Raw genomic sequence first — 12514 nt, forward strand, 5'->3', positions numbered from 1 at the left:
CTCCGCTCGGCACAAGTCAGGGCAAGACGCTCAGTACAAGTTCGTAATTCGTAAATTAGGATTTTAACTGGGTTTTTTGATTGAAATCTGTAGAGATGCACTATAGCGCATCTCTAGTTATTTTTTAAAGTTCTTATAAGAGAGGATTAAGTTTATGCAAAAAACGGTTGTTCTAAATGTAGTGGGATTAACGCCTAGCTTACTAGGAGAAAATACGCCGTTTTTATCTTCTTGGGCTGCTAAGGGGCAGGTAGCGTCTATTGGAAAAGTGCTACCTGCTGTAACTTGTTCGGTTCAGGCTACTTATTTAACAGGAAAATTGCCTAATGAACATGGTATTGTCGCTAATGGCTGGTATTTTCGCGATGAATGTGAAGTGAAGTTTTGGCGGCAATCTAATAAACTAGTGCAAGCTCCCAAAGTTTGGGAAATAGCTAAATCAATCGATCCAAATTTCACTTGTGCCAACCTTTTTTGGTGGTACAACATGTATTCTTCAGTAGATTATGCGATTACGCCGCGCCCGATGTATCCCGCAGATGGGAGAAAATTACCTGATATTTATACCCATCCTAGTGATGTGCGATCGCAAATTCAATCTGATTTAGGAAATTTCCCTTTGTTCGATTTCTGGGGGCCAAAAACTACCATTAGTTCTAGTCAATGGATTGCCAATTCCGCAAAATGGATTGAGGAACGTTACAGCCCGACATTATCACTAGTTTATCTACCACATTTAGATTACTGTCTGCAAAAGTTTGGTAACAATCAAACACAGATTCAAGCAGATTTGCGAGAAATTGATGCTGTTTGTGGCGATTTAATTGAATATTTTCAAGCACGTAATACTCAGGTAATTATTCTTTCTGAGTATGGTATTACCCCAGTTTCTAAAGCTGTGGATTTGAACCGGGTACTACGGGAAAATGGTTTAATTGCTGTGCGCGAGGAATTAGGGCGAGAACTACTCGATTTTGGTGCTAGCATTGCCTTTGCCGTTGCCGATCACCAAATTGCTCATGTATATGTCAACGATCCGGCGTATATCCCGAAAGTGCGATCGCTTTTAGAAGCGACTGAAGGCGTAGCGCAGGTATTGGATGAAGAGGGAAAACAAGCCTACCATCTCGATCATCCGAGATCGGGAGAGTTGGTGGCGATCGCTGGGGTCTGACGCTTGGTTTACCTATTATTATTGGCTCGATGATGCTAAAGCCCCTGATTTTGCTAGAACTGTAGATATCCACCGCAAGCCTGGTTACGATCCTGTAGAACTTTTCCTCGATCCGCAAATAAAATTTCCTCAAGGAAAAATTGCTCTCAAGTTACTTAAAAAACAACTGGGTTTTCGCTACTTAATGGATGTGATCCCTCTGGATGCTTCCCTGGTGCGTGGTTCTCACGGTAATATTACCAGTTCTGTTGCGAATGGGCCTCTATTTATCACCCATCAAACTCACCTAGTTAATGAACATCAAATTGAAGCGACAGATGTTTGCTCGTTGATTCTCAAACATTTAAATCAGTAGTAGCAAGTGGAGAAATTCTGGTCAGGGTGATTGCGCCATAACGGCTGAATTCAAAAATCAAATCGGATTTCTATGGTAGTGCTAAAGTAAATCACGACTCGCACGCGATCGCACCCACCCAAGCCAGAGGATCGAAAACGGTGTGCTGCTGTCTCATTAATCAGTACGCCTTTTCAAGGCACAGCTGCCCTGTGAGATGTCTTCAGTTGCCGTTTCAAAGATAGCGACAAACATCCTGAAAAATTTTTCAGGATGTTTAACAAAATAACAAATTTCCTTCATCCACAGCGACCTCTCATTTCGCCGTAATACCGTTCAACATCAGAACGGTTTAACGCTTTATTACTTTCTCGTTTGAGTATGTCCTGTCCTGCTTGCTCGTAGCAATTACCAGAGCTACTGGTTGAGTTGCTAGACAAAGCTCCTATAATTGTGCATCCGCCAAACAAGAAAATTAAGAAGCCCCAAACTACCAAACTAATTTCTTTTTCTGTCTTTCGAGCCTCTTTTTTGAGATCCTGAGATGCTTCTGCACTCATTGGTGGACTAAAGTCAGGTATCGTTGGGGTTTCTGTATTAGTTAAGCTAAATCTTTCGCTCCAGAGTACTGGACTAGCTTCTGATTGACGCGCATATATCTTGATGTGATTAACAGATTCAGGAGCTAACGACATTAAGCCTTTGCGGATAGTACTGACTAGCAATTCTTGGTTCGGGACTTGTGACGATTCCAAGATGATTTGTAAGCAGTCGTCTTTTTTGGCGACTTTAGCAACAATACGTTTTTCTTTTAAAGAGTTATTTATCAGCGCCGCGATTGCGTTTGCGTCACCTTGTTTTGCAAGAGCTAGTATGCTTTGTGAATTCATTTAACTATTTTTCAACAGCTTGTATTTATAAAGCCCAAAACCACCTGACGCTTAACCACTTGTTGAAAAATTTTTCATAAGCCAAACGAGGATGCTCACCCGTCCTCGTTCGGAATGGAAGCCTAAATATTACTCCCAAAGATACAAAAAAATTCCTTATAATTCATAATCATATCGAGTATGTTTTATATATAAACTCGTTATGACTATGAATTAGTTGTTCTATCAGTAGGCATCCGTCAATCTACTGAGTAAAATGTACTGTGGGCAATCTAAGTAACTTACATGGAGAGCTTCTTGAACCATGACTGAACCCCAAAACTTGACAACTGCTGACGGTATTCCTGTTGCTGATAACCAGAACTCACTCACGGCTGGAGCGCGCGGCCCTGTATTAATCCAGGATTTCCACCTCTTAGAAAAGCTGGCTCATTTCAACAGAGAACGTATTCCTGAAAGAGTTGTCCACGCTAAAGGTGCGGCTGCTTTCGGTACTTTTACTGTCACCAATGACATCAGCCGCTACAGTAAAGCCAAACTTTTTTCTGAAATTGGCAAGAAAACGGAAGTTCTCTTGCGCTTTTCTACAGTCGGAGGAGAAAAAGGTTCAGCAGATGCCGAGCGCGACCCTAGAGGCTTTGCGATCAAGTTTTACACTGAAGAGGGCAACTGGGATATCACAGGTAACAATACCCCAATTTTCTTCATCCGCGACCCCCTGAAATTTCCTGATTTTATCCACACCCAAAAGCGCAATCCCCAAACTAATTGCAAAGACCATAATGCAAGATGGGATTTTTGGTCACTCAGTCCAGAATCGCTTCACCAAGTGACGATTCTGTTTTCAGACCGGGGAATACCCAAAACCTATCGACACATGGACGGCTTTGGTAGTCATACCTTCAGTTTGATTAACGCTGATGGCGATCGCGTTTGGTGTAAATTTCACTTTAAGACTCTGCAAGGGCATCAAACCTTGACGGAGGAAGAATCAGCTAAGATTAAGGGTGAAGATCCCGATCATGCGACTCACGATCTGTTTGAAGCGATCGCTCAAGGTGATTATCCTAAGTGGCGGATGTGTATTCAGGTGATGACCGAAGAGCAAGCAGCAAAACATCCTGATAATCCTTTTGACTTGACCAAAGTTTGGAAACACTCAGATTATCCTTTAATCGAAGTCGGGATATTAGAGCTAAATCGTAACCCAGAGAATTATTTCGCCGAAGTCGAGCAAGCTGCTTTTAGCCCTAGTGCAGTGGTCGGGGGCGTTAGTTTCTCTCCAGACAAAATGCTGCAAGCTCGGATCTTTTCTTACCCAGATGCTCAACGGTATCGCTTGGGTGGTAACTATCAGCAACTACCTGTCAACCAGCCCAAATGTCCAGTGATGCATTATCAGCGAGATGGCTTTATGGCATCGGGAAACAACCACGGTAGCGTTCCTAACTATGAACCGAATAGTGCTGAGGGTACGCCCAAAGAAAATCCAGCTTATGCAGAACCACCTAGTCATTTGGGCGATGTCACAGTCGATCGTTACAGTCATCGTGAAGGAAACGACGATTACACCCAAGCAGGTAATTTGTATCGGTTACTAACTCCTGAACAGCAAGAGCGTCTGGCTAAAAATATTGTCGGTAGTCTCTCTCAAGCAAGGGAAGACATCCAAATGCGCCAACTTTGCCACTTCTTCCGGGCAGATATTTCTTATGGTCGTCGTGTAGCTGAAGGATTGGGCATTTCAATCGATCCCTCAATGTTTTCTCCAACTGCTCAACCTGTAGGTAATTGGTAGCCTTATCCAATTTTGTGGGGTGGGCCGAAAAGCCATTGGCGTCAACGCCCTTCGGGCAGGGAAAAGGTTAAAGGGGAAAGGGGAAAGGGGAAAGGGAAGCCCATAACTTTAGTTATGGGCTTGAAGTAAAAACGCTTCGCAAGGGTTTGGGGTAAAGGGGAAGGTGGGGTCTCAAGAAGGGGATAAGGGGAGGGTGGGGTACCAAGAAGGGGATAAGGGGTGGGGGAAAGGGATAACACAAGAGTCCTGTTCCTTCTTCCCTTTTACCTTTACCCTTTTCCCTAAGAGTGCAAAAATATATTTTTGCAAGAGGTCTATTATCTGGTTATTGGCACACAGAGAAGTAGGGGAAATAACAAGCTACAGCAGAACATCGATATACGCATTAATAACGAATCAGGCGTGGAAGGATTAGGGGATGCTTACAAGTAGAAGCACTCTAAGTCACCTACCCGGATGCAAAAGTTCAGTTGTGGCGTGAGGATGAACAGACGCTCGTTACGAAAGTTTATGCATATGCACTTTGCTAAGTGAGAGTATCTTAATAATGTAGGAGTTTGCATTCATGATATTCAAAAATTTTTTAGACAAAATCTATCCATATCTTTGGATAGTAAGAAATCAAAGCATTTTTGATACATGCAACTGTTCACCTAAGTTAAGAAAAAAATTAAATAATTATTCTGTGGATAGATAATATATGAATATTAGTAAGCATTCCGATTTAGAAATAGAGATTTTACTTTTGGGGAAATGGCGTTTTAATACTGGTTCGGAAAAAATAACTATTGAATTTAAAGATGATATGACTTATGAACAAACCAGGATTCAAACATTACTTTTATCTAAACCTAAAGAACTTCTAACAGGTAATAAATTTACTGGAGTATGGTACGTTAGTCAAAAAAAGTTGTATTTAAATGTTAAAACTATGCCCAAATCATTTTTTAATTTTAAAATTCCATTAGTTTTTAAGATTTCTATTGCAGATATGGTAGCTACTTTAGGTTCAGTGTTTGTGGCAGAAATGTATGAGGTTATTAGAATTAATAGCTCTAAATTTCTCATAAAAGATAAAGAGCAATCAATTGTTGGGACAAAAATAAATAATATTAGGAAGTACTAGAGAATGTTGACAAGCACGCACGAGCAGATTTGATGGCATATTTATTTGATAATACATTGCCATCCTTTATATTTAATTGTAATACTAATTTTTATGAGGCTGCGCTAAATAAGGCTTCAAGAATAAAGTCGTAAGAAGTGACAATGGAATATATGATGAGATTTACGAGAGAATCAGAGCTAGGATCGGAAGGTAATTTGTCGCACGCATACTAACTATATGACATCCACATCGCGTGTTGTTCATAGCGACCCTGATATATTGGGGGGAACCCCTGTTTTTGTTGATACTCGTGTGCCGCTAAAAACCTTAGTCGATTATCTGGAAGCGGGTGACTCACTTGATGAGTTTTTAGAGCACTTTCCCAGTGTCAGCCGCGAGCAAGCGATCGCCGCTCTCGAATTAGCAAAGGAAATGCTGACCGCTTATGCGAATTCTGCTTGATGAATGTGTTCCACGACCTTAAAACGCGAACTCACTGATTATGAGGTACGCACGGTTGTGGAGATGGGATGGTCAGGCAAAAAGAATGGTGAGCTATTGCAACTAATGGCGAAGGAGAATTTCACAATTCTCCTTACAACAGACAAAAACTTACGGTATCAGCAAAACTTGCAACAGGCTGGAGTTGCTGTTGTTCTCATCGCGTTTAGTAATCGCCTGCCTGATTTACTTCCTTTGATACCCAGTGTTCGTAGTATTCTAGCTACGATCGTTCCAGGTGTGGTTGTTGAAATAGCAGATTTTTGACTGAGCTTCATAGAACAACTCTATTCTTTTTGATGATGAAACCGAATTCCTAAAAAAATGTCATAAACAAACTCAAAAAAGTCTTTTTTCTGCAACAATCCTGAAGTTTGATAACATCCTTTTTCATCTAAAAGCGGTTTCATTACATAGTATGCAGGTTGATAATTATACCAAGGAATAGAAGGCCACAAATGATGAATTAAGTGGTAATTCTGTCCCATAATCAAGATATTGAGAATTGGGTTAGGATAAACGCGAGCATTTTTCCAGCGATCGCGCTCCGCAAAAGGACGATGGGGTAAATAGTCAAAAAATAATCCTAGTGCTATGCCGACCACAAAAGCCGGTATAAACCAAAAATTGAGAATGTAACCCAAAAAGTGGTACTGTACTGAAATATAAACAATCGCACCGACAATTAAGCGGCTAATGAACCATTCTAATAGTTCATATTTACGCCACAGTCGCCGTTGAAAGAAAAACACCTCGTGGTACAAAAAGCGCACTGCAATCAACCACAACGGCCCACCTGTAGAGACATAATGATCTGGATCGTCTTTGGGATGATTGACATGACCATGATGCTGTAAATGCACCCGCGTAAATACAGGAAAAGCAAAAGCTAGCATCAACGCACTGCCATGTCCTAACATCGCATTTATCACCCGATTGCGATGGGCAGATTGGTGACAAGCATCATGAATTACGGTTCCAGCACAATGTAATGCGATCGTATTAACGCAAAAGCATAGCCAGTGCGGCCATTCCCAGAGCCAGTAACCAAAGTTGGATAACACCAGCATGGATACAGCAACACAAAACAGCAGCAGCGTCGGATTGAAATCACCAGGAGGCGCTAAAAATTCCTTGGGTGGGATTGTCAGTGGCTTTTGTGCCTCCGATGCGATCATCTCTAATATTGACTCCTTTTTGAGCAGACATTACGAATATACGATAAATATTATTGAATAATAAAGTTTTGCAAATTTTTGTATAGCAAGATTTATCCACAGCTTTGCATATCAGCAGATGAATAACGCTATGATTCCAGACGAAGCCTAGTCTTTACTGATAAGTGGGGTATGACAATCAGCAAGAAGTTGATGGAATCAACTTCTTCGTTGGGAGGATGGATACAAGATTGATGTACTATATCTAGTCTATCCCACAGCCCCCACTCTCCCATAAACCCTCATCTAACTGCTTATATCTGATTGATATAGCAGTGACTGAAAAGGAGATGCCACTTAAGTTACGATGACTTCCCAGATAGCTCCCTAACTTCAGCCCCTATGCAATTACGAGATTCTCTGCGCCGGACAAAAATTGTCGCTACTATTGGCCCCGCCACTAGCAGTCCTGAAATGCTCAAGGCGATTATTGAAGCGGGAGCCACGACGCTACGGCTAAACTTCTCCCACGGAACTCATGCCGACCCATCAGCGTAGTATTCGCTTAATTCGGCAAACCGCTTTTGAATTAAATCAGCCAGTGGCTATTCTCCAAGACTTGCAGGGCCCAAAAATTCGCTTGGGGAAGTTTGACAATGGGTCTATAGTTTTAGCAAAAGGCGATCGCTTCACCTTGACAAATCGTCCAGTGGTAGGAACGCAAGAAATTAGTTGCGTCACCTACGATTATTTAGCCGAAGAAGTCCCAGTTGGGGCAAAAATTCTCCTCGATGATGGACGAGTAGAAATGCTGGTGGAGGAAATAAACCGGGACAAAGGTGATTTGCATTGTCGCGTCACCGTACCTGGTAAACTTTCTAACAACAAAGGCGTAAACTTTCCCGGCGTTTACCTGTCAATTAAGGCAATGACCGAAAAAGATCGAGAGGATCTAATGTTTGGTCTAGATCAGGGTGTCGATTGGGTGGCACTTTCCTTTGTCCGCAATCCCCAGGACATGATCGAAATTAAAGAACTAATTTCTAGTACAGGCAAGCTAGTGCCAGTGGTTGCCAAAATTGAAAAGCATGAAGCCATTGAACAAATGGAAGCGGTTCTGGCTTTGTGTGATGGCGTGATGGTTGCCAGAGGCGACTTAGGGGTGGAATTGCCAGCAGAAGATGTTCCCGTACTCCAAAAGCGACTAATTGCCACAGCAAATCGCTTGGGAATTCCAATCATCACCGCTACTCAAATGTTAGATAGCATGGTGAGCAATCCCCGTCCCACTCGCGCTGAAGTTTCGGATGTGGCAAACGCGATTTTAGACGGCACGGACGCGGTAATGCTCTCCAATGAAACTGCTGTGGGTAGCTTCCCTGTAGAAGCAGTGGCGACGATGGCACGAATTGCCGAACGTATGGAGCAGGAACAAGCCCAACACTTAAACTTACGTTCTTTAAGAGATTCCCGGCGCTCCATTCCCAATGCGATTAGTCAAGCTGTTGGTCAAATTGCCGAACAACTAGGGGCAGCGGCAATTATGACCCTAACCCAAACCGGAGCAACAGCTCGCAATGTCTCTAAGTTCCGTCCCCAAACACCGATTTTGGCAGTGACACCCCATGTAAATGTGGCGCGGCAGCTACAAATGGTGTGGGGAGTCAAACCGTTGTTGGTGCTAGGATTACCTTCCACTGGTCAGACATTTCAGGCTGCGATTAACGTGGCTCAGGAACTTCAGTTACTGTCCCAAGGAGATTTAGTAGTGATGACCGCTGGCACACTCCAGGGGATTTCTGGCTCTACAGATTTGATTAAGGTAGAGGTGGTAACAGCAGTACTCGGTCACGGAATTGGGCTGGGGCAAGGTTCAGTGAGTGGTCGCGCACGGGTAGCTAATACTGGTATGGATGTGAGTAACTTTAATCCTGGAGATATTTTGGTTGCACCCCGCACTAGTGCCGATTTTGTTGAGGCAATTCGGAAAGCTGCCGGAATTATTACCGAAGATGAAACTCTCACAAGTCACGCAGCAGTAATTGGCTTGCGTCTCGGTGTACCAGTCATTGTTGGTGTGAAGCAGGCAACGCAGGTAATTCGAGATGGGGCGATTATAACGCTGGATCTGCAACGGGGTTTGATTTACTCTGGAGCGGTGAGAACGGCTTAGGATTGGGGAGCAGAGGGGTAGGGGGGCAGGGAGCAGGGGGCAGGGGGCAGGGAGCAGGGGAAAAGGTTAAAGGTTAAAGGGAAAAGGAATAAATTTAATCTTTCCCCTTTTCCCCTTACCCCTTTCCCTTTCCCCATACCCAATCCCCAATGCCCCATGCCCCTTTTAAACAGTAGCGATCGCAGCCCCAAGCCACCCAGCAAAGTTTTGCTGCTGTGTGGAGTTAGGATGGTCAACAGGCTTTACTTGATATCGAGTTGGATGTGGTAACGCCAGGGTGATGGAATAAGTACGCAGTTCGTCTTGGTGGAAAACTGCGACTTTGATGGTATCGTTTGGTTGGTAATCTTTCAGGCGATCGCTTAAGCTACCTGCTGTTATCTTAATCCCATCAATTGCTAACAACTCATCACCTGCATCGATTCCCCCTACTTGTGCAGGTGAACCAGTCTCCACAAACTTAACGATCTCCCGCCCATTCTCTGTATTTATTCTCACACCCAGGTAAGGTTCTTCCTGCTGTTCGGCTACCAACTGCAAGCCAAAGGGTTCTAAATACTGATTGAAAGGCAAATCATCAGTACTATCAATGTAGCGTTTAAAGAAATCAGCCAAATCGATTCCGGCAACAGATTCGATAACTTCCTGCAACTGTTCTGGAGTATAACCAATTTCATCTTGCCCAAATTGCTGCCACATTTTTAGCATCACATCATCAAGGGAGCGCTGATTGTTGTGAGTAGAGCGAATCAGCAAATCCAGCAGCAACGATACCATTTCTCCTTTTAAATAGTAAGAAATTTGGGAATTACCGCTATTGGCATCCGGGCGATAAAGTTTTATCCAGGCATCAAAACTCGACTCGGAAACGGGTTGTACCTTCCGCCCCGGTGTCATTTCATATCTGGTAATTTCCTTACCCAAGTTATTTAAATACGACTGAACATCAAAAATTCCCGCCCGCAAAGGAATTAACAAGTCATAGTAACTAGTAGTACCTTCACAAAACCATAATGATGGTGTGTAATTTTCTTGGTCGTAATCAAAAACCTCTAATGCTTTTGGGCGAATTCGCTTGACATTCCACAAGTGAAAAAATTCGTGTGCAACTAATTGCAGAAAGCGATCGTATTTTTCTTGAGCGCGAAATCCAAAACGCTGGTAAATTAAGGAGCAAGAGTCTTTATGCTCCAAACCGCCAAAAGCTTGGCTAAATAAATGTAGCAGAAACACATATCGTTTATATGGCAAACCGCCGAACATCTGCGCTTCTACTTGAATAATTTTTTGGATATCAGCAATCATCTGCTGGGCTTGGAAATTTCCCTGTCCCCAGATTGCCAATTCATGAGGTTTTCCTAATACCTCAAATTTATACAATTGGTGGGAACCAATCTCAAAAGGAGTATCCACCAAAGTATCAAAATCGCTAGCCAAGAAAGTATTTGTTTCCTCGGCAACGGGTGGTAAGGCAGTAGTTACCTGCCATTTTGGCTGTGGTGGTACGATAGTGACGCGAATGGGTTGCTTATCCCAGCTAGGTATTCTAAAAAATAGTGCCGCACCGTTAAAATAACCGTGAGTGGTATCTAAGTGATTGGTTCGTACCGATAGCTCATTGGCAAAAATGCGGTAACGTACAGTTAATTCTGAAACATTTATTTTGTCTATCTGCCAGTGATTTTTACCAAGCTTACGCCAAGGTAAAGGCTTATCCTCTGCAAAAGCCTCAAAATTCTGTAAATTCTTGGCGTATTCCCGGACTAAATAGGAACCTGGTGTCCAAACGGGCAATTTTAAATCAAGAATCGGTGAGGGATAATCGACAAGGTGTAAAGTCACCTCAAACAGATGGGTTTCTGGTTGAGGCATAGCCACCAGGTAATGAATCATTGGCCCAGTTTCCTCGACGTAGGTATTAGGACGAATTGCTGTTGCTTCAGTCATCTTGTTTGCTGAGGTAATTGTTAATGGGCTTTGCTCTCAAATAAAGATTACACTTTATTTCTTTTCCATAACTAAAAGTTATAGGGCTTTCTTTAATACATAAATACTAGACAAAATTTGGGTATTTCAACCATATTTAGCTGTCTGCGATGTCTACGACGGACTACGCCAACGCACCAAAAATCGGTATGAGGCCAAGTCAAAAGTAAGTGAGATGGCGCCAATTTCCCGATCGGAAAACCCCATTTTGAAAATATAGTTTTCAGGTAGAACCTATAAATGTTCAAATATAATACCCGTATTCTTGACTTCTCAACAGAAGTCTAGGTTCCATCTACTGAGCGTTTAGCGAAAATAAAAAATACATGACACCTGCCGATCTCAAAGCATATTTAAACAACCTTATCCGTAAAAACTTGCAAATTAGTACGATGATTTGGGGGCCTCCTGGCATTGGCAAATCCAGCATCGTTGGACAGATAGCTCAAGAGTATGATATCGACTTTGTGGATGTCCGCCTTAGTCAACTTGCGCCTACCGATTTGCGCGGTTTACCCGTTGCCGAAGATGGTATCTCCAAGTGGTATCCGCCAGAATTCCTGCCTCGTAACGGTAAAGGCATCCTGTTTTTAGATGAATTAAATATGGCACCGCCAGCAATGCAGGGAGTCGCTCAACAGTTGATTTTAGATCGAAAAATCGGCTCTTATGTTGTACCATCAGGTTGGTTTGTCTGGGCTGCTGGCAACCGAAAAGAAGACCGTGCAGCTGTATTTGATATGCCCGCACCTTTAGCAAATAGGTTTTTACATCTGGAGGCACAAGCTGATTTTAACAGCTTTAAAGCTTATGCCTTAGAAACAGGCGTACACGAGCAAATAATAGCCTTTCTTTCCTTTCGTCCTACATTGTTGCATAAAATCGATCCCCAGCAACCCGCTTGGCCTTCGCCTCGTTCTTGGGAAATGGCAAGTGCGCTACACCACGCAGAATTAGATATTACTCCGGCGGTGGGGGTGGCTACTGCGACTGAGTTTCAGGCTTTTATTCAACTTTACAAAACACTACCGAATCTGACACCTATTTTGGCAGGTAAAGGCGATCGCATTCCCTGGCCTGAAGAACCAAGTACTAAGTATGCCACAGCAATTGGTTTAACAGTGCGGGCTGCTGACGCAAACCAAGCCTACAACGCTTTTATTTGGCTCAGTCAAGTTGCAACAGCCGAATGGGTGCAGTTATTTGCAGTAGATTTATTTCGAGTCATGCGGAGTAAAGGACATCTGGGCGTTTTGGCGCAATTAGTCCAGAAAGACCCAAAATTGCAGCAGTTTATGAAAGATTTTCAACAGCTAATGGGTTTATAAGCTAAGTCGAAGAGATAACTCACCTTCAACAATTCCGGCTTAATTACGAATTACGAATTACGAAT

The 12514-nt window shown here is 42.9% G+C and carries 10 protein-coding genes and 1 pseudogene; 8 read left to right on the forward strand and 3 right to left on the reverse strand.

All coding sequences use genetic code 11. From position 1 onward, the window contains the following. Positions 1-154 precede the first annotated feature (154 nt). Complete coding sequence (locus tag NSTCB13_RS26395; protein ID WP_448274338.1) at positions 155-1174, forward strand: alkaline phosphatase family protein; 1020 nt, start codon at positions 155-157, stop codon at positions 1172-1174. Continuing rightward, on the forward strand, positions 1101-1529 hold the full coding sequence (locus tag NSTCB13_RS26400; RefSeq protein WP_448274340.1) for a hypothetical protein: 429 nt from the start codon (positions 1101-1103) through the stop codon (positions 1527-1529). The genes NSTCB13_RS26395 and NSTCB13_RS26400 overlap by 74 nt, the downstream gene beginning before the upstream one ends. Before the next feature lie 278 nt (positions 1530-1807). Here the strand turns inward: NSTCB13_RS26400 and NSTCB13_RS26405 are convergent, their stop codons facing one another. After that, positions 1808-2398, reverse strand: a complete 591-nt coding sequence (locus NSTCB13_RS26405; protein WP_448265810.1) for a hypothetical protein — start codon at positions 2396-2398, stop codon at positions 1808-1810. Positions 2399-2702: 304 nt separating this feature from the next. Between NSTCB13_RS26405 and NSTCB13_RS26410 the strand changes: the two genes are divergently transcribed. The 4 genes from NSTCB13_RS26410 (at position 2703) to NSTCB13_RS26425 (ending at position 6072) form a co-directional block, all read left to right on the forward strand. Continuing rightward, positions 2703-4196: a catalase gene (locus tag NSTCB13_RS26410; RefSeq protein ID WP_445627355.1), complete on the forward strand. Its 1494-nt coding sequence runs from the start codon at positions 2703-2705 to the stop codon at positions 4194-4196. A 700-nt stretch (positions 4197-4896) separates the two neighbouring features. Further along, a complete protein-coding gene (locus NSTCB13_RS26415; protein ID WP_448274342.1) occupies positions 4897-5322 on the forward strand; it encodes a hypothetical protein in 426 nt (141 codons plus the stop codon). A gap of 219 nt (positions 5323-5541) precedes the next feature. After that, complete coding sequence (locus tag NSTCB13_RS26420; RefSeq protein WP_445627353.1) at positions 5542-5766, forward strand: DUF433 domain-containing protein; 225 nt, start codon at positions 5542-5544, stop codon at positions 5764-5766. 3 nt (positions 5767-5769) lie between these two features. Continuing rightward, positions 5770-6072, forward strand: coding sequence for a hypothetical protein (locus NSTCB13_RS26425; RefSeq protein ID WP_445627352.1), 303 nt, complete (start codon positions 5770-5772; stop codon positions 6070-6072). Between the two features lie 20 nt (positions 6073-6092). Here the strand turns inward: NSTCB13_RS26425 and crtR are convergent, their stop codons facing one another. Beyond that, the gene (gene crtR, locus NSTCB13_RS26430) at positions 6093-6983 is read right to left on the reverse strand and encodes a beta-carotene hydroxylase (RefSeq protein WP_448274344.1); all 891 of its coding nucleotides are present in this window, start codon (positions 6981-6983) and stop codon (positions 6093-6095) included. A 381-nt stretch (positions 6984-7364) separates the two neighbouring features. Between crtR and pyk the strand changes: the two are divergent. Further along, a pseudogene (gene pyk / locus NSTCB13_RS26435) lies at positions 7365-9135 on the forward strand (pyruvate kinase). A 165-nt stretch (positions 9136-9300) separates the two neighbouring features. On the opposite strand, the gene NSTCB13_RS26440 reads toward pyk, so the two are convergent. Then, positions 9301-11082: a M61 family metallopeptidase gene (locus NSTCB13_RS26440; protein ID WP_448265814.1), complete on the reverse strand. Its 1782-nt coding sequence runs from the start codon at positions 11080-11082 to the stop codon at positions 9301-9303. Positions 11083-11447: 365 nt separating this feature from the next. On the opposite strand from NSTCB13_RS26440, the gene NSTCB13_RS26445 reads away from it, so the two are divergent. Next, on the forward strand, positions 11448-12449 hold the full coding sequence (locus NSTCB13_RS26445; protein WP_448265815.1) for an ATP-binding protein: 1002 nt from the start codon (positions 11448-11450) through the stop codon (positions 12447-12449). The last annotated feature ends 65 nt before the right edge of the window (positions 12450-12514 follow it).

This window comes from Nostoc sp. DSM 114160 (assembly GCF_053470305.1).